The organism is Qipengyuania gaetbuli (assembly GCF_020171365.1).
Classification (GTDB): Bacteria; Pseudomonadota; Alphaproteobacteria; order Sphingomonadales; family Sphingomonadaceae; genus Qipengyuania; species Qipengyuania gaetbuli_B.
Genome location: NZ_JAIUZO010000002.1, coordinates 148,719 through 170,801, shown reverse-complemented (window position 1 = coordinate 170,801; position 22,083 = coordinate 148,719). Strand labels below are relative to the sequence as shown.

Genomic DNA, 22,083 nt, shown 5'->3' with positions numbered 1-22,083 from the left:
TCCGACATGGCTCGTTCCGTCTGGAAAGGTCCGTTCGTCGAACTCAGCCTTCTGAAGAAGGCCGAAGAGGCTCAGGACGCAAGCAACGCAAAGCCGATCAAGACCTGGTCGCGCCGCAGCACCATCCTGCCCCAGTTCGTCGGTCTCACGTTCAACGTGTACAACGGCCACAAGTTCATCCCGGTCTCCGTTTCGGAAGAAATGGTCGGTCACAAGCTCGGCGAGTTCGCACCCACGCGCACTTTCCCGGGTCACGCTGCCGACAAGAAGGGTAAGCGCTGATGAGCAAGCAGAAAGCTCCCCGTCGCGTCGCCGACAACGAGGCTCTGGCAGTGGGCACCACCATCCGTGGTAGCGCCCAGAAGCTGAACCTCGTTGCTGCACTGATCCGCGGCAAGAAGGCCGAAGAGGCCATGAACATCCTCGCTTTCTCCAAGAAGGCGATGGCGAAGGACGCCAGCAAGGTGCTCGCTTCGGCGATCGCCAATGCGGAGAACAACCACAACCTCGATGTCGACGCTCTGGTCGTCGCTGAGGCTTCGGTCGGCAAGTCGATCACGATGAAGCGCTTCCACACCCGTGGTCGCGGCAAGTCGACGCGCATCCTGAAGCCGTTCAGCCGCCTGCGCATCGTCGTCCGCGAGCAGGAAGAGGCGTAAGATGGGCCATAAGAGCAATCCGATCGGTCTGCGCCTGCAGATCAACCGCACCTGGGACAGCCGCTGGTACGCCGAAGGGCGCGACTATGCCAAGCTGCTGAGCGAAGACATCGAGATCCGCAAGTACATCCTCGAGAACGCAGCACAGGCCGCTATCTCGAAGGTCGTGATCGAGCGTCCGGCAAAGCTTTGCCGCGTGTCGATCTATGCTGCGCGTCCCGGCGTCATCATCGGCAAGAAGGGCGCGGACATCGAAAAGCTGCGCGCGCAGCTGTCGAAGATGACCGAAAGCGAAGTGAAGCTGAACATCGTCGAAATCCGCAAGCCGGAAGTCGACGCCAAGCTCGTCGCCCAGGGCATCGCAGATCAGCTGATCCGCCGTGTCGCTTTCCGCCGTGCGATGAAGCGCGCCATGCAGTCGGCCATGCGCCTTGGTGCCGAAGGCATCAAGATCATGTGTGGCGGCCGTCTCGGCGGTGCGGAAATCGCCCGCGTCGAACAGTATCGTGAAGGCCGCGTGCCGCTGCACACGCTGCGCGCCAACATCGATTACGCTGAAGCCGAAGCGCTGACCGCTTACGGCATCATCGGCATCAAGGTGTGGGTCTTCAAGGGTGAGATCCTCGGCCATGACCCGACCGCGCAGGACCGTCTGATGATGGAATCGCAGACGTCCGGCGTCCGTCCGGCTCGCTGATTGCAGGTATAGGAAAGAACCATGCTGCAACCGAAGAAAACCAAGTACCGCAAGGCGTTCAAGGGCAAGATCCACGGCAACGCCAAGGGCGGCACCACGCTCAATTTCGGCTCGTACGGCCTCAAGGCCCTCGAACCCGAGCGTATCACCGCGCGCCAGATCGAAGCGGCTCGCCGCGCGATCACGCGTCACATCAAGCGCCAGGGTCGTCTCTGGATCCGCGTCTTCCCGGACGTGCCGGTTTCGAAGAAGCCTGCCGAAGTCCGTCAGGGTAAGGGCAAGGGTTCGGTCGAATACTGGGCAGCTCGTGTGAAGCCGGGCCGTATCCTGTTCGAACTCGACGGCGTTGCCGGCCCGCTGGCCGCCGAAGCGTTCAGCCGCGCAGCCATGAAGCTGCCGGTCAAGACCAAGGTTGTCGCTCGCCTGGGCGACTCCTCGCACCTGGGAGGCGAATGATGAGCAAGATCGAAGATCTGCGCCAGAAGAGCGACGACCAGCTGGCCGAGGAACTGACCAGCCTGAAGCGTGAGCAGTTCAACCTGCGCTTCCAGGCCGCGACGAACCAGCTCGAAGCGCCCGCCCGCATCCGCGAAGTCCGCCGCACGATCGCCAAGATCAAGACGCTGCAGACCGAGCGCGCCAGCGCCGCTGCCAAGGCTTAAGGAGTAGACCATGCCCAAGCGTATCCTTATCGGCACCGTCACCTCCGACAAGACCGACAAGACCGTTACCGTGCTCGTCGAGCGTAAGGTGAAGCATCCCCTCTACGGGAAGATCATCCGCCGCTCGAAGAAGTACCACGCTCACGACGAGAACAACGAGTACCAGCTCGGCGACGTCGTGCGCATCGAAGAGACCAAGCCGATCTCCAAGACCAAGACCTGGACGGTCAAGGACCGGGTGACGGCAGGCGGTACCCAGGCTGTCGAGGCTGACCTCGAAGTCGAAGCCGCAGGCAACTGACGTTTTAGGAACTGCCGGGCGAATGTCCCGGCAAGCCAAGAGAAGGAACCGGATCAATGATCCAGATGCAATCCAATCTCGACGTCGCGGACAACAGCGGCGCGAAGCGCGTCCAGTGCATCAAGGTACTGGGTGGCTCTAAGCGCCGTACCGCGTCCGTCGGCGACGTGATCGTGGTTTCCGTCAAGGAAGCCCAGCCGCGCACCAAGGTGAAGAAGGGCGATGTTCATCGCGCTGTCATCGTGCGCACGAAGAAGGACGTCCGCCGCCCCGATGGCAGCGTGATCCGCTTCGACAGCAACGCCGCGGTTCTCGTCAACAAGAACGAAGAACCGATCGGTACCCGTATCTTCGGCCCGGTGGTCCGCGAACTGCGCGGCCGCGGCTTCATGAAGATCATCTCGCTTGCTCCGGAGGTGCTGTAATGGCTGCCGCAAAGATCAAGAAGGGTGACAGCGTCGTCGTCCTGTCCGGCAAGGATAAGGGCAAGACCGGCACCGTTGCGAAGGTCATGCCGAAGGAAGGCAAGATCGTCGTCCAGGGTGTGAACGTCGCTGCACGTCACCGCAAGCCGACCCAGCAGAACCCGCAGGGTGGCATCGACCGTTTCGAAGCGCCGATGCCGATCAGCAAGGTTGCTGTTGCCGATCCCAAGGACGGCAAGCCCACCCGCGTCCGTTTCGAAACGAAGGACGGCAAGAAGGTGCGCGTTGCCGTGAAGAGTGGGGAGACCATCGATGGCTGATAACGCCCCCCGTATGAAGCAGCGCTACGACGACCAGATCGTCAAGGCGATGACCGAGAAGTTCGGCTACAAGAACCGTCTCGAAGTCCCGAAGCTGGAAAAGATCACGCTCAACATGGGCGTGGGTGAAGCCAGCCAGGACAAGAAGAAGGTCCAGACGGCCGCTGAAGAAATGGCGCTGATCGCCGGCCAGAAGCCGGTTATCACCAAGGCCAAGAAGTCGATCGCGCAGTTCAAGCTGCGTGAAGGCATGCCGATCGGTGCGAAGGTTACCCTTCGTCGCGAGCGCATGTACGAATTCGTGGACCGCCTGGTGACCATCGCCATGCCGCGTATCCGCGACTTCCGTGGCCTCAATCCGAAGTCCTTCGACGGCCGTGGCAACTACGCCATGGGCCTCAAAGAACAGATCATCTTCCCCGAAATCTCCTACGACAAGATCGAGAAGGTCCGGGGCATGGATATCATCGTGACCACCACGGCGAAGACCGACGAGGAAGCGCGCGAACTGCTGCGTCTCTTCGGCTTCCCGTTCCCGGCTGAAACCAAGTCGGAAGAGAAGGAGGCGGCGTGAGCCGCCTTCCGATCGAGATTTAAGGAAGGAACTTAAGTCCAATGGCGAAACTGAGTTCGATCAACAAGAACGAGCGTCGCAAGAAGCTCGTCAAGCAGTATGCGGACAAGTACGCGAAACTGAAGGCTATCGCAGATGACGAGAGCCTCGATGAAGGCGAGCGTCTGATCGCGCGTCTCAAGATGGCGGAACTGCCGCGTAACGCGAACCCGACCCGGGTGCGCAACCGCTGCTCCACCACCGGCCGCCCGCGCGGCTATTACCGCAAGTTCGGTTTGAACCGTATCGAACTGCGCGACCTCGGCAACAAGGGCCTGATTCCGGGCCTGACCAAGTCGAGCTGGTGAGGAATCGATAGATGGCTATGACCGATCCCCTGGGTGATATGCTCACCCGTATCCGCAACGGCCAGCGTGCGAAGAAGGACAGCGTCCTTTCGCCCGCCAGCAAGCTGCGTGCAAACGTGCTCGAAGTCCTCCAGCGCGAAGGCTACATCCGTGGCTATTCGGCTGACGACAGCGGCAAGCACCCCGCGCTGCGGATCGAACTGAAGTATTTCGAAGGCGAACCGGCTATCAAGCACGTCGCCCGTGTCTCCAAGCCCGGCCGCCGCGTCTATGCGGGTTCCAAGGAACTCCCCGTGGTCCGCAACGGCCTTGGCATCACCATCGTCTCGACGCCGAAGGGCGTGCTCTCGGACGCCGAAGCACGCAACGAAAACGTCGGCGGCGAAGTGCTGGCGGAGGTGTTCTGATGAGCCGCATCGGCAAAAAGCCGGTCACGATCCCGAGCGGGGTTGAGGCCAAGATCGAAGAAGGCACGCTCAGCGTGAAGGGGCCCAAGGGCACCCTTTCGATGGGCCTGTCCGACCTGGTCGAGTACAAGCTGGAAGACGGCGAAATCTCGGTCAAGCCGGCCAACGACACGCGCGCCGCTCGCAACCACTGGGGTATGCAGCGTACGCTGGTGTCGAACCTGGTCGAAGGCGTGACCGACGGTTTCACCAAGGTCCTCGAGATCACCGGCGTCGGCTACCGTGCGAACGCCCAGGGCAAGACCCTGAAGCTGCAGCTCGGCTATTCGCACGATGTCGATCTCGACGTTCCCGAAGGTATCGAGGTTAAGACCCCGGACCAGACGACTGTCGAAATCAGCGGTACCGACAAGCAGGCCGTGGGCCAGTTCGCGGCGAATGTCCGCAAGTGGCGCAAGCCCGAACCCTACAAGGGCAAGGGTATCAAGTACCGCGGCGAGTACATCTTCCGCAAGGAAGGGAAGAAGAAGTAAGATGGCAAAGCTCTCTCTTTTCGAACGCCGCCGCCGCCGTGTCCGCACTGCTCTTCGCAGCCGTGCGGGCGGCAAGCCGCGCCTCTCGGTCCACCGCACCGGCAAGCACATCTACGCGCAGATCATCGATGACGCGGCAGGCAAGACCGTTGCCGCTGCCTCGACGCTCGGCGTGAAGGGCTCGGGTGCCAATGTCGACGCCGCCAAGAAGGTCGGCAGCGACATCGCCGCCGCCGCCAAGAAGGCCGGCGTCACCACCGTCGTGTTCGACCGCGGTGGCTTCCTGTTCCATGGCCGCGTCAAGGCGCTGGCCGACGCCGCTCGCGAAGGCGGGCTGGAGTTCTGATGATGGCTGACGAAAACAAGACCGAAGAAGCCGTGACGGCCGAAACCGAAACCGCCGTGACCAACGAGCAGCCGGCAGTCGCCGACACTCCGTCGGAAGCAGCTGCTAACCAGGACCCCGCGCAGGGCGCCGAAGGCGAACCGCGTCGTGGCCGTGGTGGCCGTGGTGGCGAACGTGGCGAAGGCGGCCGTGGCCGTGGCCGCGGTCGTGACGACCGTCGCAACAACCGCCGCGAGGAAGAAGACGACGGCATCATCGAGAAGCTCGTCCACATCAACCGCGTCAGCAAGACGGTGAAGGGCGGTAAGCGCTTCGGTTTCGCTGCGCTGGTCGTCGTGGGTGACGGCTCGGGCCGTGTCGGCTTCGGCAAGGGCAAGGCTCGCGAAGTGCCGGAAGCCATCCAGAAGGCAACCGCTGCCGCTCGCAAGAAGATGATCCGCGTGCCGCTGAAGGAAGGTCGTACCCTCCATCACGATGGCAACGGTCGCTTCGGCGCCGGCAAGGTCACCGTGCGTACGGCGCCTCCGGGTACCGGTATCATTGCCGGTGGTCCGATGCGCGCCGTCTTCGAGAGCCTCGGCGTTGCCGACGTGGTGACCAAGTCGGTCGGCACCTCGAACCCCTACAACATGATCCGCGCCACCTTCGACGCGCTGCAGGACCAGACTTCGCCGAAGTCGGTTGCCCAGCGTCGCGGCAAGAAGGTTGCCGACCTCCTCGGTCGCGGCGGGGCATCGGAGGCCGAGGCTGAAGCCGACGCCGCCGCTATCGCGGAGTAAGAACGATGGCCAAAGCGAAAACCATCAAGATCAAGCAGATCGGTTCGCCGATCCGCCGTCCCGAAGGCCAGCGCAAGATCCTCATCGGTCTTGGCCTGAACAAGATGCACAAGGTCGTCGAACGCCAGGACACCCCCGAGGTGCGCGGCGCAGTCGCCAAGATCCCGCATCTGGTGACGATCGTCGACTGATCGACCGGGGCTTCGGCTCCAGCAAGATAGAAGGGCCCGCGACCGTACCGGTTGCGGGCCCTTTTTCGTTGGCTCGCTCAGCCGAGCTCCATCCGTGCCAGCAAGCCCGCGATGCGGTCCCGGTACGCCGCGAAGCGGTAATCGCGGGCACTGGCGCGTGCATTTGATCGCCAGTGAATGAGAAGATCGCGGTCGGAAATCGCCTGCTCCATCGCCGAAGCCAACGCGTCCGTTTCGGGGCGTTCCAGCATGATGCCCGTGTCGGGTGTCACCGCCCGGGCAGCGCGGTCGGTCTGGATCAGCGCCATCCCTGCGGCGAGCGCCTCGTAGAGGACAAGGCCCGCTCCTTCGAAATAGGTCGGGAATAGCAGGACATCATGCCGCGCCATGACCCCGGGAACCTCGGAGCGGGGCAGGGTGGGGATGTGTGTCACACGCCCGGCAAAGGGCGCGAAAGTCTCTGGCGGCACATCTATCGAGCCCAGCAGGGTGAGTGTTGCCTCTTCTTCGGGAAAGCGGGAGATCGCTTCCAGCACATGGTGGATGCCCTTGCGCGGGATGCCGAGGCCGGCAAACAGGAAACGCACCGGGCCGCGGGGGGCATGAGGCACAGGCTCCACCGCGTCGAACGCAGGGTCGTAGCAGTATTCCAGAACCTCGAGTTTGCCGGCTACCGCTGCATCTGCCGCTTCGGCCGAAATCGTGCTGGCCGCATAGTCGCAGCCCACCAGGATCCGGTCTGCCAGGGCATATTCGGCATCGGCCCGTTCGATCTCGCGGGGATCGGTCCTGTTGTGTCCTCCGAGGAACCAATCGCCATATGTTTCCTGCAGCGCCGCCATCTCCTGGTCGAGCGCCCGTGGATCGCCAATCGTTTGGTCGAGGATACAGGTCCTGCCATGTCGTTTTCCCAAGGCGAAGCTTTCCAGCGAGGACTGGTTATACCCCCACAAGGCGAACGGCCTGTCGGAAGCGATATCATCCCCGATGACTCGCACGAACGCCTTGTTGCCCGCCGCGTTCAGCAGGTGGGCAAGGCCCGTCCTGCCCAACCTGGCGCAAATCCGCTCCGCCCATTCGTGCCATCCGCCGGTCCGGACCAGTGCGGGATCGATGCCTTCAGCGGCGAAGCGGCGGAATTCGCGCTCCAGTTTACCGCCCAGAACGGGCAGGCGCTCGAGCATGTACGGCCAGCGATTGGGCTGGTAAAAAAGCGACGTAGCGTAGAATTGCAGCCTGCCGAGGTCCTGCAGGGCCTTTGCGGTCTGCCAGCTGTGCTGGGTGCCTGGATGGAACACGCCGACCGGGATGCAGGGGCTGGTTTCACCGTTCGACATGGTGGTACGGGGATTACCGTCCGCCGGCCGTTTCGCAAACGCGAAAAGGGGGGGTGACAACGTGGGCCATACAAGCTAGGGCGCGCGCCTCACTAAATCAGTGCGAAATCTCCGGCGCACATCCGCGCCGGACCAAGCGAAAGCGAGTGCAGAACATGAAACTCAACGAAATTCGTGACAACGAGGGTGCGCGCAAGAACCGCATCCGTGTCGGCCGTGGTATCGGTTCGGGCAAGGGCAAGACCGGTGGTCGTGGCCAGAAGGGCCAGAAGAGCCGTTCGGGCGTCGCCATCAAGGGCTTCGAAGGCGGCCAGATGCCGCTTCACATGCGCCTGCCGAAGCGCGGCTTCAACAATCCGTTCGGCAAGGACTTCGCCGAAGTGAACCTGGGTATGGTCCAGAAGTTCATCGACGCCAAGAAGCTCGACGCCAAGAAGGACATCGACCACGCAGCGCTGAAGGCCGCAGGCCTCGCACGCGGCGGCAAGGACGGCGTCCGCCTGCTCGGCAAGGGCGAACTGAAGACCAAGGTCAAGTTCGTCGTCGCCGGCGCCTCGAAGGGTGCTGTTGCAGCGGTCGAAAAGGCCGGTGGTTCGGTTGAAATCCTCGACAAGGGCAAGCCCGAGCACGAGAAGAAGGCCGAACGCGCAGCCGCCAACAAGGCTGCCAAGGCAAAGTAATCGATGGAAATAGGGGAGCGGGGGTTCGACAATCGTCCCTCCGCTCCCTATCTGTCCGGTCAGCGCCGGGACGGGCCGGCGCCAAGCTAGGATCGAAGACGACCAATGGCATCACGCGCCGACAGTTTCGCGAGCAATATCAGTCTCGCCAATTTCTCCAAGGCAACCGAGCTCAAGCAGCGCATCTGGTTCACGATCGGCGCGCTGATCGTTTTCCGTTTCCTCAGCTTCGTGCCGCTGCCGGGCATCAATGCCCGCGCACTCACCCAGCTTGCCGATGTCACCCAGGGTGGCATCATCGACATGTTCAACATGTTCACTGGCGGCAGCCTGGAGCGCATGAGCCTCATCGCGCTCGGCGTGATGCCCTACATCACCGCCTCGATCGTCGTGCAGATGGCCTCGGCCCTGCATCCGGCGCTTGCCGCCTTGAAGAAGGAAGGCACGGTCGGTCGCCAGAAGCTGAACCAGTACACGCGCTACGGTACGGTGCTGCTGTGCACGGTGCAGGGCTGGTTCCTTGCAGCCGGCCTTGAAAGCTTCGGTGCTGCCAATGGCATCGCTGCAGTCGTCGACCCGGGCTACATGTTCCGCGTGGGCGCCGTCATCAGCCTCGTCGGCGGGACCATGTTCCTGCTGTGGCTGGGCGAACAGATCACCAGCCGCGGTATCGGCAACGGCGTGTCGCTGATCATCATGGCCGGCATCGTCGCCCAGTTCCCGACCTTCGTCACCAACATGACCTCGGGCTACAGCGAAGGCTCGATCTCGACCGGCATCCTGCTCGGCTTCATTTTCATGGTCGTCGGCCTGATCCTGCTGATCAGCTTCTTCGAGCGCGCCCAGCGCCGCCTGCTGATCCAGTATCCCAAGCGCGCGACGCAGCGCGGCATGATGCAGGCGGACCGCTCGCACCTGCCGCTCAAGCTCAACACGGCCGGCGTCATCCCGCCGATCTTCGCCAGCTCGCTGCTCCTGTTGCCGCTGACGATCACGCAGTTCGCGGGCAATTCGCTCGACACGGAAAGCGGCTTCGGCGGTTCGGTCCAGACGATCTTGCAGTACCTGCAGCACGGCCAGCCGCTCTACATGACGCTCTATGGCCTCGGCATCGTGTTCTTCTGCTTCTTCTACACCGCAGTGGTCTTCAATCCGGAAGAGACGGCGGAGAACCTGAAGAAGAACGGCGGCTTCATCCCGGGCATCCGTCCGGGCAAGCGGACCGAGGAATACCTCGACTATGTCCTGACCCGCATCACCGTGATCGGTGCGATCTACCTGACTTTTGTCTGCGTGGTCCCCGAATACATGATCGCGCAGACCGGCATCCCGCTCTTCCTTGGCGGTACCAGCCTGCTGATCGTCGTGAACGTCACGGTCGACACGATCAGCCAGATCCAGTCGCACCTGCTGGCGCACCAGTATGGCGATCTCATCAAAAAGGCCAAGTTGAAGGGACGCCTGCGTTAAGGCATCAAGGCGCGCGACAAGGGACTTCACGCGATGGATATCATTCTTCTCGGCCCTCCGGGGGCAGGCAAGGGAACGCAGGCTCACCGCCTGATGGAACACCACGGCATGCGCCAGCTTTCGACGGGCGACATGCTGCGCGCCGCGGTCAAGGCGGGCACGCCGGTGGGCATCAAGGCCAAGGCGATCATGGATGCGGGTGAACTCGTGTCCGACGAGATCGTCTCGGAACTGATCGATGCGGAACTGACCGCCATGGGGTCGGACACGGGCGCCATCTTCGACGGTTATCCGCGGACCGAAAAGCAGGCGGAAATCCTCGACGGCCTGCTGGCAAAGCACGGCCGCAGCCTCGACCATGTCATCGAACTGGACGTGGACGAGGATGCCCTGGTCGCCCGCATTACGGGCCGTTTCACCTGCGCCAACTGCGGCGAGGGGTATCACGACACCTTCAAGCAGCCCGAAGTAGACGGCGTGTGCGACAAGTGCGGCTCGACCGAGTTCAAGCGTCGCCCCGACGACAACGAGGAGACCGTGCGTCACCGAATGCAGGTCTATCGTAGCGAAACCGCTCCGATCCTGCCGGGCTACGAAGCGCGCGGCATCGTCACCCGGGTGGACGGCATGGCCGCCATCGGTGACGTGACCCACGCTATCGACGCCATTCTGGGCTGACCGGCCTTTCCAAACGCCCAAGGCGGTCATAGGACTCGCTCCCGAGATATTCCCGGGAGTGAGACATGCCGCAATTCCGCTACTTCGCCGCCGCTCTGGGCCTTGCCATGATGGCGACGCCTGCTGCGGCGAAGGTCGTTGCCACCAGTGACGACGGCTTCGTGACCAAGGCATCGGCCAGCGTGTCCGCAACCCCGCGCGAGGCTTGGCTCGCTCTCATCAAGCCCGGGGCCTGGTGGAACGACAGCCACACCTGGTCGGGCGATGCTGCCAACATGACATTGGTGCCCAGTGCGGGCGGCTGTTTCTGCGAGAAGATCCCGGGCGAGGGCGACATCCCCCTCGACGGGAGTTCCCAGCACGCGATCGTGGTGCAGGCTGTGCCCGACAAGGCATTGCGCCTGCGGGGCGGGCTTGGTCCGCTGCAGGCCGTGCCGGCAACCGGCGTCCTCACGATCACGCTCCACGAAATCGACGGCGGCACGCGGATCGACTGGGAATACAATGTGGGCGGCCCCATGGGTATTCCCATCGCCCAGATCTCCAAGGCGGTCGACGGCGTCATGTCCCAGCAGCTTATGGGCCTGCGCGATCACCTCGGCGCGCTCAATGGGGATACCGAGCAGGCACCTGACGAGGCGAAGGTTGACGAGGAAGGGCCGGGCGACTTCGAGAAGGCGTTTGAGACGCCTGAAGAACCTGCGGAAAAGACACCTGTCACCGACGACTAGGGCTGTGCACAGCCCTGGCTTTGACCTTTCTCCCGGCCGGGCGTATGATGGTGTTGTAATAGACGGACGGCTGCCCATATGGGCTGCCTCGTCGTTTGTGCGCGCGAGCGGTTGACCTTACGGCCGAATCCGCCTAAGCGCGCCTTTCATTCGACACTTTCGGTGAGTCCGGCAGGCGGTAGCGCTATGCACGCCATCCGGGCTTTTTGCGTTACCTGCCACCGGGTGTGTCAATGAAAACAAGGCGTTGAGATAGGGTCCCGCTTCAAAGGACCCTGTGGAGCATGGAGATTTAAGTGGCTCGTATTGCCGGGGTAAACATCCCCACCAACAAGCGCGTTATCATCGCGCTCACCTATATTCACGGTATCGGTCGCACCACGGCCGTCGAGATCGCCGACAAGCTCGGCATCGATCACGCTCGCCGTATCCAGGACCTGTCCGACGAGGAAGTCCTGCGCATCCGCGAAACGATCGATGAAGATTACACCGTCGAAGGCGACCTTCGTCGCAACACCGCGATGAACATCAAGCGTCTCATGGACCTCAAGTCCTACCGCGGCCTTCGTCACCGTGCCGGTCTGCCCGTTCGTGGCCAGCGCACCCACACCAACGCCCGCACCCGCAAGGGTAAGGCCAAGCCGATCGCCGGCAAGAAGAAGTAAGCCTGGGTCTCCCAGAGCTTTTCCCTTCTTGAGAATATAGAGGAAGATACACCATGGCACGCGAACCCGGCCGTATTCGGCGCCGCGACAAGAAGAACATCTCTTCGGGCGTCGCGCACATCAACGCCAGCTTCAACAACACCATGATCACCATCACCGACGCGCAGGGCAATGCTATCAGCTGGTCCAGCGCAGGCATGATGGGCTTCAAGGGCAGCCGCAAGTCGACTCCCTATGCCGCGCAGGTCGCTGCCGACGACGCAGGCCGCAAGGCTGCGGAACACGGCGTGCGCACCCTCGAGGTCGAAGTGAAGGGCCCGGGCTCGGGCCGTGAAAGCGCACTGCGCGGTCTCGCCGCAGTCGGCTTCACGATCACTTCGATCCGCGACGTGACGCCGATCCCGCACAACGGGGTCCGTCCTTCCAAGCGTCGCCGCGTCTGATCCGTACCTGCCTGGCGGCTCGTTAGCGGGCCGCCGACACCTTCACGGACCGGACGCTCGGTAAAGAGCTCCGGTCCTGCCCGCATCCACACCAGGGGAAATCCATGTCCGTCAACATCAAGAACTGGCAGGAACTCAAGAAACCCAACACCCTCGACATCAAGGACGGTGGCGACAAGGCGCGCAAGGCGACCTTCGTGGCCGAACCGCTCGAGCGCGGCTTCGGCCTGACGCTCGGCAACGCGCTGCGTCGCGTTCTGCTGTCCTCGCTGCAGGGTGCAGCCATCACCTCGATCAAGATCGAGAACGTGCTGCATGAATTCTCCTCGCTCGCCGGCGTGCGCGAGGACGTTACCGACATCGTCCTGAACGTGAAGCAGATCGCGCTCAAGATGGAAGGCGAAGGCACCAAGCGCCTGCAGCTCTCGGCCACCGGTCCGGGTGAGGTGAAGGCCGGCGACATCGCCGTGACCGGCGACATCGAGGTGATGAACAAGGATCTCGTGATCTGTCATCTCGACGAAGGCGCCACGCTGAACATGGAACTGACCGCCGACACCGGCAAGGGCTACCGCCCGGCAGTGATGAACCGTCCGGCTGATGCGCCGATCGGCCTCATCCCCGTCGACAGCCTGTACTCGCCGGTTCGCCAGGTGAGCTACAAGGTCGAGAACGCCCGCGTCGGCCAGGAACTGGACTACGACAAGCTCTCGCTGACCGTCGAAACCGACGGCACCGTGACCCCGGAAGACGCCGTGGCCTATGCCGCGCGCATCCTCCAGGACCAGCTGACCCTGTTCGTCCACTTCGAAGACGGCATCCCGCAGCCGAGCTCGGCCATGATCGGCCAGGCAGCAGAGCCGCAGGAAAGCGACACCAACCAGCTCAACCGTTACCTCCTCAAGAAGGTCGACGAGCTGGAACTGTCGGTCCGCTCGGCGAACTGCCTCAAGAACGACAACATCATCTACATCGGCGACCTGGTCCAGAAGACCGAGGCCGAGATGCTCCGTACGCCGAACTTCGGCCGCAAGTCGCTCAACGAGATCAAGGAAGTCCTTTCCTCGATGGGCCTGCGCCTCGGCATGGACATCCCTGGCTGGCCGCCGGAGAACATCGAAGAAATGGCCAAGAAGCTCGAACAGGAACTTCTCGGCTAATCACAGGTACCGGCGGCGCACCTCCCACATCCGGGAAAGCGCCGCCAGCACTGGGCTACCTCGAACGGGCCCTTTTCGAACGAAGAAGGAAGTACAATGCGTCACAAGATTTCCGGCCGTAAGCTGCAGCGCAAGACCGGCCACCGCAATGCGATGTTCCGCAACATGGCTGCCTCGCTCATCAAGCACGAGCAGATCATGACCACCGCTCCCAAGGCGAAGGAAATGCGTCCCTACATCGAAAAGCTGATCACGCTGGCAAAGCGTGGCGGTCTTTCGAACCGTCGTCTCGCACAGAGCCGCCTGCAGGACGAAACGCAGCTCAAGAAGCTCTTTGACGTCCTCGCCGAGCGTTATGCCGATCGTGAAGGGGGTTACACCCGCATCATCAAGGCCGGCTACCGCGGCAGCGACGCAGCCCAGATGGCCGTGATCGAGCTGGTCGACCGCGACGTCGACGCCAAGGGCCAGGACAGCGGCCCCGTCATGAACGACGAGGAACTGGAAGAAGCGTAAGCTTCGCCACAACCAGACAAGCGGGGCCGGAGAGGAAACTCTCCGGCCCTTTTGTTTTGCCTCTTGCGAAAGGCGTGTCACAAGGCGCGCATGATCAGAAACGCCCTTGCCGCCGCCGCGCTGCTCGCCGCCACCCCGCTTGCCGCCCAGTCGACCACGCAGGAGGAAATCGACGCCCGCTACGACCGCGCGCTTGCGGCCGGATACAAGGCGCTGTTCCTGTGCAGCGCGATCGCCAATGCCGAATGGACCGGTTCCACGCGCACACCCGAAAGCGTTCATGCGTGGGAGCTCACCGGCATTCAGGCTCCGCTTGACGAGATCGTCCAGGATTTGCCCTTTACGATCATCCGGGACGGCGACGACGGGTTGGGCAAGATCAACCGTGTGGAAGTCACCTGGGCCGAGGATATGCCTCCACGCTCGGCGAAGCATTTTCCGGGGTCAGGTTGCTCCGTGATGCCGATAGGCATGAAGCCGCCCGGTGGCACTTATACGAGGCTTGGCGAGGAACCTGCGAGCCCGATGAGCTTCGCAGTGCCGCCGGCACCCGAAGGCCCATCGAATGCAGTGTTGGCGGCCTCGTTCGAGGGGCTCTATGGGGCAGGAACACGTACGACGGCCGTTCTCGTCACGCGGGCTGGCAAGCCTGTCGATTGGGCCACGCATCCCGAATTCACGCTTTTCACCCCGCAACGCACCTGGTCCGTGGCCAAGAGCATTGCCGCCACCATCGTGGGTGCAGCGGTGGAACGTGGAGAGACGGCGGTTGGGGATTCGGCGCGCCTGGGCGGAGAAAGCAATCTCGATCCTCGTCGTGAAATCACGATCGACCATGCCCTGCGGATGGCCACGGGTCGCTATTCCGATACTCCGGGCAACCGCACCGATCCGCTCTATTGGGGCGGTACGACGGTTGACGAGCGCGCGCAGAACTGGCCGCTGATCCACACTCCCGGGACGGTCTATCGATATGCGAACAACGACACACTGGCGGCCATCGCCGCTATCAAGGACAGCTTTGCCGCCCATCCGCCGCGAGAAGTCCTGGCATCGTTCGGCATGCGGGACACCATCCCCGAATATGACTGGCGAGGAAATTATGTGCTTTCCAGCCAGGTCTGGACGAGCGCGAACGATCTGGCGAAACTGGGCGAGCTTTACCTCAATGACGGCGTTGCGAGCGACGGAACGCGTATCCTGCCCGAAGGCTGGGTGCAGTATGTCTCCTCACCCAGCGGCCCGCAGCCGGACGGCCCGTTCGGCTATGGCGCGGGGTTCTGGCTGCTCAACAAGTCCGAGGGTGTGCCTGCCGATACTTTCGCCGCCTTCGGCAATCGCGGCCAGTACGTCGTGATTGTCCCCAGCATGAACGTCGTGATTGTGCGCAGGGGCGAAGATCCGACAGGTTATCGCTTCGATATCGCCGCGTTCACGCGCGATGTGCTTGAATCGCTTGGGAAATAGACGTTCAGCAAAAGCGTTAGTTTTCTGAACATAGGCTGCTTGGGCGATTCAGCGTCACCTCAGTGCGACTCGCATAGAACCTCAATCGACCGAGGCAATCCCGCCCCGGTAGAGATGAGGAGCACCTCACATGAGCAACAAGACAAAGACATTTGCGAAGGGTGGGATCGCAACCGCAGCCGTTGGTGCAATGGCGCTTGCAGGTGCCACCCCGGCGCAGGCCCGCGACCGCGACGACGGCATTTCCGTCGGCGACGTGATTGCCGGCGCCGTGATCATCGGCGGTATCGCCGCCGTCGCCAGCGCAGCCAGCAAGGACCGCGACTATTACCGCGACGGTCGTTACTACCGCGATGGCCGTTACTATCGCGACGGTTACGACTATCGCCGCGATGCCTATCGCAGCCGTGGTAACCCGCGCGCCGCTGTCGAACGCTGCGTCAATGCCGCGACCAGGGACGCGCGCCGTTCCGGCTACCGCTATGCCCAGGTAACCGACATCCGCGACGTGGATGACACCCGTTACGGCTGGAGGGTCAAGGGCCGCATCGTGGTCGATGGCGAACGGGGCCGCTACGGCAACTACGGCCGCTATGACCGCTATGACCGCTATGACCGTGACGACCGCTATGGACGTTACGACCGTCGCGGCTATCGCGGCGAGGATCGCGGCAAGTTCACCTGCTACATCGAGCGGGGCCGTGTCAGCCACGTGAATTTCGACGGAATTCGCGGACTGCGCTGATAAACCAGACCACCAGGAAACGGCCCGGACCCCAGTGGTTCGGGCCGTCTTCTTTTGTCCGGTTCAGCCGTGCTAAATGCGCGACGGGATACTGCCACGCTAGTTGAGACTTGCGCCGGGTGGGGCGCGCCATCGAAGGGACCACTTCCAATGTCGCTGTTCCGCACCTGGGCCGCTGCGCCCGCGCTGCTTGCCACCGCTTCGCTTGTCGCCAGCCCGGCCTATGCCGCGCACCTTCCGGTCGTCACCTCTTCCCCGGCGCAGGCCGAAGGCGTGACCACCTACGACCCTGCCGACCAGACCTACGAGAACCATCGCTATCGCCGCTATCGCCATCATCGCGGTCCAGGCCTCGGCGACGTGCTGACCGGCGTCCTCATCATTGGCGGCATCGCGGCCATCGCCAACCGCGCCAAGCGCGACGACGATCGCCGCTATCGCGACCGCGACTGGCGCTATCCCGAACAGCGCCGCGACCAGTCGCGCTGGGACGATGGGCGCGGTATCGACCGTGCGGTCAGCATGTGCGTCGAGGAAGTCGAGCGCGACCGCCGCGTGGAAACGGTCGATCGTGCCAACCGCACGCCGCGGGGATGGGAAATCTCCGGCACGGTTTCAGATGGCGAGGCCTTCTCCTGCGCCATCGGCGAGGACGGCCGGATCGAAAACGTCGATTTCGGATCGCGTGGCAGCTGGCGCGACGAGCAGGGCGGTGACGAGGAATTCGCCCGCGCTCCCGATGATCGCCAGTGGGACGACGAACGCTATGCCGCGGAATGGGATCGGGTGGATCGCCAGTCCGCCACACCCGCGGAACAGGGTGCCCAGCCGCCCTATCCGGGCGGCCCGATCGAGGGCGACGAGCCCGTCGATGCAGATCTCGACGTCGGCACCGGCTACCCCGGCAAGGCTATCTGAGGCTTAATCCTTGCTCGCCCCGCGCTCGTCATAGGCGGGGAGGGCAAGGTTCCACCTGATCGCGGCGAGGCGCAGGCCGAACCCGGCCACTGTCGCCGCGATCCAGACATACCAGCGCTCGAACCCGGCCATGCCGCCTGCCACGGTCAGCGCGGCCGACAGTGCTGCCGCCGTGACATAGAGTTCCGGGCGCATCAGGATGGACGGGCGTCCGGCAATCACGTCGCGGATGATACCACCCGCGCAGCCGGTAATGACCCCCATAAGGAAGGCCGGGACGGGCGGTACGCCGTATTCCAGCGCCTTTGCCGTGCCCAGCACGGCGTAGGCAGCGAGCCCCAGGCCGTCGACGATCGAGAGGAAGCGGCCCTCCCACCAGCGGGTGGGGGTGAACCATGCGAACAGCGCCATGCCGAGGCAGATTGCCGCGACCCACGGATCGGCGATCCAGAACACCGGAGCCTCTATCAGCAGGTCGCGGATCGTGCCGCCACCCACGCCGGTGATCAGCGCGAAGAAGGACAGCGTGACAAGCGTCTGCTTTTCCTTCGCCGCGACCAGTGCGCCGGTCAGCGCGAAAATCGCCACGCCCGCAAGGTCGAGCCAGTCGAGGACCGGGGTGAGGATTTCCTCGTTCATCGGATCACTTGTCGATCAGCGGCACCGGGCGCGCCTTGCGGCGGCGGAACATCAGGATGCAGCCGAGGATCGATCCGATCACGCCGAGCGCGGCAAACAATACCAGCATGGCGTAGTTGAAACCGCTCTGGTCGTCGAGCTCGCGCGTCTGCAGGTTCATGATGTGCAGGCCCCACATGAAGTCGAAAGTGCGCCACCAGCGCGTGCGCACCGCCTCTACATTGCCCGTCTCGGTGCCGACGTAGACATGGGTGCCGTCTTCCAGCGCCACCTGCCACACGGGCATGGGGCGACGGAAATCGAACGGCACGTTCTCGGCATCGAAGCGCTTCGTGCCGACGACCTTGTCGCCGCCGCGGATTTCCTTCGAGACGATCATGCGCGCCTCGACATCGGACAGCGGCGACATCTGGGTTCCATCGGCGCGATATCGTTCGCTCGTGCCGTCCATGTAGGTGATGCGGGTAATCGTCTCGCCGCGTTCCATCTGCGTGCTTACCGACCGTACGGGTCGCTCCCCGTCGGCGGGAAGGGCAACGGCAATCTCCGTGTCGCTGGGCAGCGGGCTGGGCGGGGATTCGATGCGCAGGTGGTTGCCGCGCACTTCCTCGATCGGCGTGATGACCATGACCAGGCCCGTGACCGTCCACATGAGGACGGGAACGCCGACCAGCCATCCAAGCCAGATATGCCATTTCGCAAAGCGCCGCATGACGCGCTGGTGACCCACGATACTTCTCCTGTCCTTGTGGGCCCCGCATGGGGCGAGGCGCTCAGGAGTGCAACACCTGCCCGATCGCTTCTGCTGCCGCGATGGTGGAAAGATCGGACCAGCGGGGGCCCATTACCTGCATGCCGCAGGGCAGGTTGCCCGTCCCGCCCACCGGAAGGATGGTCGCCGGAAGGTTGGGGAAGGTTGCAAGGCCGGCCCAGCACAGCCCGGCAGCCCCGCGAACCGGTTGTCCGTCCACCTCAATCTCGCCATCGAAGATCCGCCCCTCGCTATGCGGGACCGCGAGGACGGGAGCAGGCGGGGCGAGAACATAGTCATAGGTCTCGAACAGCTGCGCCCAGGCCGCCTCGTTGCGATATTGTTCGTCGAGCAGGTCGAACCAGTCGGTCGCACTCGCGCGCTTGCCACTTGGTCCAGGCGCCCCGCGAGCCATCGCGACATTGAGCATCCGCATGTAGTCGGCCTGCTGGTGGGCAAGGTCGGGCAGGAGATCGCTGGTGCGGTCGACCTGTGCGCCTTCGGCCTCCAGCGCGGCAAAGGCTTCTTCGAGCGGAACCCTCACGCTCTCGTCGGTCGGACAGGCCGGATGGCCGGTCAGGGCCAGCAGTCGCATCTTTTTCACCGACTTGCGCTCGGTATGAAGGGGGCGTTCGCTCGTGATAGTCACGAGCGCGGCGAGATCGGCTGCGTTGCGGGCGAGCGGTCCGGCAATCGAAAGCGCGCCATCATGGGCGCCGAGCCCGGCGACGAGCGGGTGGTCGTGGCCTTCCTTGCTGATCAGCCCCCAGCTCGACTTGTGACCCCAGACCCCGCAGAAATGGGCGGGCACGCGGACCGAACCGCCGATGTCGGTCCCGAATTCGCACGGCACCATGCCACTGGCCACGGCCGCTGCGGAGCCGCCCGACGATCCGCCCGGTGAACGTTCGTGATCGTGCGGATTGTTGGTCCGACCGTATACGGGATTGTTCGATTGCCAGTCCGCCAGATCGGGCGGGACATTGGTCTTGCCGAGGAAGATGACGCCCGCTGCCTTGAGCTTGCGAACCACTGCGGAATCGGCAGACGCGATGCTGTCCGCGTAGGCGGTGTGCCCCCAGCACGTGGGCAGGCCTTCGATATCGAAGCTTTCCTTGATCGTCATCGGCACGCCGAACAGGGTCTGCCCGGCAGCCGGTTTACCCCCGGTCATCGCGCGGGCAGTGGCGCGCGCGCGATCGAAATCGCAGACTACCACGGCGTTTATATGCGTATCGAGATGTTCGATCCGCGCGATTGCCTCATCGACCGCCTCCAACGGAGACATCTCGCCTTTCGCGACGGCCGCTGCCGTTTCCAGCGCGCCGGGTTTCTTGGTCAGTTTCGGATAGGCCATTGCGTCTCCCCCCGCGCGCCGCTCCTGGCGGTCATTCCTCGGTCGAACACCGATAGTTGCGCGGGACCGCACCCAAGGCAAGCCCGAAGCCGAGGATTGACGCCGCGCCATAGCCGAGGAGGGGCGTCGGGTAGTTTCCGATGAGGGACATCGCTGTGAAACCGGTCATGGCGGCGGCCAGCACAAATCTCTCCTCGCGGGGCATGGTCCGCGAAATCAAAAGCAGGACAAGGCCGGTTGCGACTGCCGCAACAAGGGAGAGGGCAATCAAGGGCTGCACCGCCCAGACGTCGGCAAATACGTGCTCGACGAAGGGCTGGGGAGGCAGGTTGCCAAGTCCGAACGCGATTACGCAAGCTGCAAGGCCAAGCGCCGTGATGGCGGCGAAGAACGGCGTGCGGTGCATCCACGCGAGCGCTGCAGCGACAAGCGTCAAGGCAGCCGCACTCGCCGCATCGGGCTGGAGCAGGGCGACGCCCATGGCTGCGCCAAGAACCCAGCGACCGTAGCGTGGATCGCGCGCGCACAGACAGCCGAGAAACGGGATGAGGAGCATTCCCGCATGGAGTGATAGCGGGCCGAGCGGGAGCCAGCGCCGCACGCCCTCGATGTCGGGGCCAGCGAGCAAGGGCAGGGCGAACAGGGCGAGCAGGACTGCCGGCAAGACGCGCTTGGCGATTTCGCTATCGGGAAGCCGTCCGGTAGCTATCCAGCCAAATGCCAGCAGCAGTGCGCCGCCATTGACTGCAAGGTAGTGCGCAGGCGCGCCGGATGCTGCGAGATGGGCCAGTCCCGCAAGGGCAGGGACGGCCAGCGGGAGCATCAGGCGGTACCGGTCGTTCATCGTCCGGTACCGCCGGAATGCATCAGATGTGGATCGGCTTGCCCTGCACCGCCATCGCCGCTTCCTTGATCGCTTCGGAATGCGTCGGGTGGGCGTGGCAGGTATAGGCGATGTCTTCCGACGTTGCGCCGAATTCCATGGCCTGTGCGGCCTGCGCGATCATCGTGCCGGCGACACTGGCGATCGCCCAGACACCCAGCACGCGGTCGCTTTCAGCCTCGGCGATGATCTTTACGAAGCCGTCGGGCTCGTGATTGGTCTTGGCACGGCTGTTCGCCATCATCGGGAACTTGCCGATCTTCACTTTGGCCTTGTCGCCGCCCATCTTCTCGATGGCTTCGTCCTGGGTCAGGCCGACACCGGCGAATTCGGGCCAAGTGTAGACCACCCCCGGGATGATGTCGTGGTTCACGATGCCGGTCAGGCCCGCCACGTTTTCGGCGCAGGCGATGCCTTCATCCTCGGCCTTGTGTGCGAGCATGGGGCCGGGAACGACGTCGCCGATGGCCCAGACGCCATCGACCTTGGTGCGGAAATCGTGGTCGGTTTCGATCTGGCCGCGCTGGTTCACTTCGAGGCCGATGTTCTCGAGGCCGAGGCCCTGCGTATTCGGACGGCGGCCGATCGACACCAGCACGCAATCCGCATCCAGCGTCGTGGCTTCGCCCCCGGCGGCGGGTTCGAGCGTCAGCGTGGCCTTCTTGCCCTTGACCGTGCAGCCGGTGACCTTGGTCGACAGGCGCAGTTCCATGCCCTGCTTCTTGAAGATCTTGGCCGCTTCCTTGCGGACGTCGTCGTCCATGCCGGGAAGCAGCTTGTCGAGATATTCGACCACCACCACCTCTGCGCCGAGACGACGCCAGACCGAGCCGAGTTCCAGCCCGATCACGCCGCCGCCGATGACGACCATCTTCTTCGGTACGGCCTTCAGTTCGAGCGCGCCGGTGGAATCGACCACGACCTGCTTGTCATTGTCGACTTCCACGCCCGGAAGCGGAGTGACCGACGAACCGGTGGCGATGATGACGTTCTTCGCGGTGACGGTTTCGTCACCGACCTTGACCGTGTGTGCGTCCTGGAAGGTGGCATGGCCCTTCTTCCAGTCGACCTTGTTCTTCTTGAACAGGAATTCGATGCCCTTGGTCAGGCCATCCACGGCGTCGATGCGCTGCGCGTGCATCTTGTCGAGGTTGAGCTTGGGAGCGACCTCGATGCCCATGTCCGCCATCGTGCCGTTCGCCGCGGCATCGAAGAATTCCGATGCGTGCAGCATCGCCTTCGACGGAATGCAGCCAACGTTGAGGCAGGTTCCGCCCAGCGTCTCGCGGCTTTCGGCGCAGGCCGTTTTCAGGCCCAGCTGCGCAGCGCGGATTGCAGCGACATAGCCACCCGGGCCAGCGCCGATGACGAGGACGTCGTAGTCGTATTCAGCCATGATTTC

32 protein-coding genes are annotated in these 22,083 nt (G+C 63.5%); 26 read left to right on the top strand and 6 right to left on the bottom strand.

Features of this window, described 5'->3' with window-relative positions:
- Positions 1 to 6 precede the first annotated feature (6 nt).
- The 15 genes from rpsS to rpmD are packed head-to-tail and all read left to right on the top strand — an operon-like array spanning position 7 to position 6,241.
- On the top strand, positions 7 to 282 hold the full coding sequence (gene rpsS, locus LCL94_RS01230; protein ID WP_160607323.1) for a 30S ribosomal protein S19: 276 nt from the start codon (positions 7 to 9) through the stop codon (positions 280 to 282).
- Complete coding sequence (gene rplV, locus LCL94_RS01225; RefSeq protein WP_160607322.1) at positions 282 to 659, top strand: 50S ribosomal protein L22; 378 nt, start codon at positions 282 to 284, stop codon at positions 657 to 659. Before rpsS ends, rplV begins: the two co-directional genes overlap by 1 nt.
- Before the next feature lies 1 nt (position 660).
- Positions 661 to 1,356 (top strand): 30S ribosomal protein S3, encoded by a 696-nt coding sequence (gene rpsC / locus LCL94_RS01220; RefSeq protein WP_160607321.1) that lies wholly within the window; start codon positions 661 to 663, stop codon positions 1,354 to 1,356.
- Between the two features lie 21 nt (positions 1,357 to 1,377).
- Positions 1,378 to 1,812, top strand: coding sequence for a 50S ribosomal protein L16 (gene rplP, locus LCL94_RS01215; protein WP_090478793.1), 435 nt, complete (start codon positions 1,378 to 1,380; stop codon positions 1,810 to 1,812).
- Positions 1,812 to 2,018 (top strand): 50S ribosomal protein L29, encoded by a 207-nt coding sequence (gene rpmC / locus LCL94_RS01210; RefSeq protein ID WP_160607320.1) that lies wholly within the window; start codon positions 1,812 to 1,814, stop codon positions 2,016 to 2,018. Before rplP ends, rpmC begins: the two co-directional genes overlap by 1 nt.
- A 10-nt stretch (positions 2,019 to 2,028) precedes the next feature.
- Complete coding sequence (gene rpsQ / locus LCL94_RS01205; RefSeq protein WP_160607319.1) at positions 2,029 to 2,319, top strand: 30S ribosomal protein S17; 291 nt, start codon at positions 2,029 to 2,031, stop codon at positions 2,317 to 2,319.
- A 56-nt stretch (positions 2,320 to 2,375) separates the two neighbouring features.
- A complete protein-coding gene (gene rplN, locus LCL94_RS01200; RefSeq protein ID WP_006831888.1) occupies positions 2,376 to 2,744 on the top strand; it encodes a 50S ribosomal protein L14 in 369 nt (122 codons plus the stop codon).
- On the top strand, positions 2,744 to 3,064 hold the full coding sequence (gene rplX, locus LCL94_RS01195; protein WP_160607318.1) for a 50S ribosomal protein L24: 321 nt from the start codon (positions 2,744 to 2,746) through the stop codon (positions 3,062 to 3,064). Before rplN ends, rplX begins: the two co-directional genes overlap by 1 nt.
- Positions 3,057 to 3,638 carry a 50S ribosomal protein L5 gene (gene rplE / locus LCL94_RS01190; protein WP_160607317.1) on the top strand — a complete coding sequence of 194 codons (582 nt, stop codon included), beginning with the start codon at positions 3,057 to 3,059 and terminating at the stop codon, positions 3,636 to 3,638. The genes rplX and rplE overlap by 8 nt, the downstream gene beginning before the upstream one ends.
- A gap of 41 nt (positions 3,639 to 3,679) precedes the next feature.
- Positions 3,680 to 3,985, top strand: coding sequence for a 30S ribosomal protein S14 (gene rpsN, locus LCL94_RS01185; RefSeq protein WP_160607316.1), 306 nt, complete (start codon positions 3,680 to 3,682; stop codon positions 3,983 to 3,985).
- Between the two features lie 11 nt (positions 3,986 to 3,996).
- Positions 3,997 to 4,392, top strand: coding sequence for a 30S ribosomal protein S8 (rpsH, locus tag LCL94_RS01180; RefSeq protein WP_160607315.1), 396 nt, complete (start codon positions 3,997 to 3,999; stop codon positions 4,390 to 4,392).
- On the top strand, positions 4,392 to 4,925 hold the full coding sequence (gene rplF / locus LCL94_RS01175) for a 50S ribosomal protein L6 (RefSeq protein WP_160607314.1): 534 nt from the start codon (positions 4,392 to 4,394) through the stop codon (positions 4,923 to 4,925). The genes rpsH and rplF overlap by 1 nt, the downstream gene beginning before the upstream one ends.
- A 1-nt stretch (position 4,926) precedes the next feature.
- Positions 4,927 to 5,271: a 50S ribosomal protein L18 gene (rplR, locus tag LCL94_RS01170; protein WP_160607313.1), complete on the top strand. Its 345-nt coding sequence runs from the start codon at positions 4,927 to 4,929 to the stop codon at positions 5,269 to 5,271.
- The gene (gene rpsE / locus LCL94_RS01165; protein WP_234033855.1) at positions 5,271 to 6,050 is read left to right on the top strand and encodes a 30S ribosomal protein S5; all 780 of its coding nucleotides are present in this window, start codon (positions 5,271 to 5,273) and stop codon (positions 6,048 to 6,050) included. The genes rplR and rpsE overlap by 1 nt, the downstream gene beginning before the upstream one ends.
- A gap of 5 nt (positions 6,051 to 6,055) precedes the next feature.
- Entirely contained in the window at positions 6,056 to 6,241 is a 186-nt protein-coding gene (gene rpmD, locus LCL94_RS01160; RefSeq protein WP_160607312.1) for a 50S ribosomal protein L30, read from the top strand.
- A gap of 77 nt (positions 6,242 to 6,318) precedes the next feature.
- Here rpmD and LCL94_RS01155 read toward each other — a convergent pair whose 3' ends face one another.
- Entirely contained in the window at positions 6,319 to 7,425 is a 1,107-nt protein-coding gene (locus LCL94_RS01155) for a glycosyltransferase family 4 protein (protein ID WP_224830652.1), read from the bottom strand.
- Positions 7,426 to 7,733: 308 nt separating this feature from the next.
- Here LCL94_RS01155 and rplO point away from each other — a divergent pair, with 308 nt between their 5' ends.
- The 11 genes from rplO to LCL94_RS01100 all read left to right on the top strand — a co-directional run bounded on the left by rplO (position 7,734) and on the right by LCL94_RS01100 (position 17,051).
- Positions 7,734 to 8,258 (top strand): 50S ribosomal protein L15, encoded by a 525-nt coding sequence (gene rplO, locus LCL94_RS01150; protein ID WP_160607310.1) that lies wholly within the window; start codon positions 7,734 to 7,736, stop codon positions 8,256 to 8,258.
- 105 nt (positions 8,259 to 8,363) lie between these two features.
- Positions 8,364 to 9,728, top strand: coding sequence for a preprotein translocase subunit SecY (gene secY / locus LCL94_RS01145; protein WP_160607309.1), 1,365 nt, complete (start codon positions 8,364 to 8,366; stop codon positions 9,726 to 9,728).
- Between the two features lie 33 nt (positions 9,729 to 9,761).
- On the top strand, positions 9,762 to 10,406 hold the full coding sequence (locus tag LCL94_RS01140) for an adenylate kinase (protein WP_224830651.1): 645 nt from the start codon (positions 9,762 to 9,764) through the stop codon (positions 10,404 to 10,406).
- Positions 10,407 to 10,471: 65 nt separating this feature from the next.
- On the top strand, positions 10,472 to 11,137 hold the full coding sequence (locus tag LCL94_RS01135; RefSeq protein WP_224830650.1) for an SRPBCC family protein: 666 nt from the start codon (positions 10,472 to 10,474) through the stop codon (positions 11,135 to 11,137).
- A gap of 296 nt (positions 11,138 to 11,433) precedes the next feature.
- Positions 11,434 to 11,802 carry a 30S ribosomal protein S13 gene (rpsM, locus tag LCL94_RS01130; RefSeq protein ID WP_224830649.1) on the top strand — a complete coding sequence of 123 codons (369 nt, stop codon included), beginning with the start codon at positions 11,434 to 11,436 and terminating at the stop codon, positions 11,800 to 11,802.
- 53 nt (positions 11,803 to 11,855) lie between these two features.
- On the top strand, positions 11,856 to 12,245 hold the full coding sequence (gene rpsK, locus LCL94_RS01125; protein WP_160607305.1) for a 30S ribosomal protein S11: 390 nt from the start codon (positions 11,856 to 11,858) through the stop codon (positions 12,243 to 12,245).
- Between the two features lie 104 nt (positions 12,246 to 12,349).
- The gene (locus LCL94_RS01120; RefSeq protein WP_160607304.1) at positions 12,350 to 13,405 is read left to right on the top strand and encodes a DNA-directed RNA polymerase subunit alpha; all 1,056 of its coding nucleotides are present in this window, start codon (positions 12,350 to 12,352) and stop codon (positions 13,403 to 13,405) included.
- Positions 13,406 to 13,501: 96 nt separating this feature from the next.
- Complete coding sequence (gene rplQ, locus LCL94_RS01115) at positions 13,502 to 13,921, top strand: 50S ribosomal protein L17 (RefSeq protein WP_160607303.1); 420 nt, start codon at positions 13,502 to 13,504, stop codon at positions 13,919 to 13,921.
- A gap of 90 nt (positions 13,922 to 14,011) precedes the next feature.
- Entirely contained in the window at positions 14,012 to 15,388 is a 1,377-nt protein-coding gene (locus LCL94_RS01110) for a serine hydrolase domain-containing protein (protein WP_224830648.1), read from the top strand.
- Between the two features lie 130 nt (positions 15,389 to 15,518).
- The gene (locus LCL94_RS01105) at positions 15,519 to 16,133 is read left to right on the top strand and encodes a hypothetical protein (protein ID WP_224830647.1); all 615 of its coding nucleotides are present in this window, start codon (positions 15,519 to 15,521) and stop codon (positions 16,131 to 16,133) included.
- Positions 16,134 to 16,283: 150 nt separating this feature from the next.
- Positions 16,284 to 17,051 (top strand): hypothetical protein, encoded by a 768-nt coding sequence (locus LCL94_RS01100; protein ID WP_224830646.1) that lies wholly within the window; start codon positions 16,284 to 16,286, stop codon positions 17,049 to 17,051.
- 3 nt (positions 17,052 to 17,054) lie between these two features.
- Here the strand turns inward: LCL94_RS01100 and LCL94_RS01095 are convergent, their stop codons facing one another.
- From LCL94_RS01095 to lpdA, 5 genes are read right to left on the bottom strand one after another with little or no spacing between them, the layout of a single operon-like run.
- Positions 17,055 to 17,690, bottom strand: coding sequence for a trimeric intracellular cation channel family protein (locus tag LCL94_RS01095; RefSeq protein ID WP_224830645.1), 636 nt, complete (start codon positions 17,688 to 17,690; stop codon positions 17,055 to 17,057).
- Positions 17,691 to 17,694: 4 nt separating this feature from the next.
- On the bottom strand, positions 17,695 to 18,420 hold the full coding sequence (locus tag LCL94_RS01090) for a PepSY domain-containing protein (protein WP_224830644.1): 726 nt from the start codon (positions 18,418 to 18,420) through the stop codon (positions 17,695 to 17,697).
- A 43-nt stretch (positions 18,421 to 18,463) separates the two neighbouring features.
- Positions 18,464 to 19,798, bottom strand: coding sequence for an amidase family protein (locus LCL94_RS01085; protein ID WP_224830643.1), 1,335 nt, complete (start codon positions 19,796 to 19,798; stop codon positions 18,464 to 18,466).
- Positions 19,799 to 19,829: 31 nt separating this feature from the next.
- The gene (locus LCL94_RS01080) at positions 19,830 to 20,642 is read right to left on the bottom strand and encodes a hypothetical protein (protein WP_224830642.1); all 813 of its coding nucleotides are present in this window, start codon (positions 20,640 to 20,642) and stop codon (positions 19,830 to 19,832) included.
- Between the two features lie 22 nt (positions 20,643 to 20,664).
- A complete protein-coding gene (gene lpdA / locus LCL94_RS01075) occupies positions 20,665 to 22,077 on the bottom strand; it encodes a dihydrolipoyl dehydrogenase (protein WP_160607295.1) in 1,413 nt (470 codons plus the stop codon).
- Between the last annotated feature and the right edge of the window lie 6 nt (positions 22,078 to 22,083).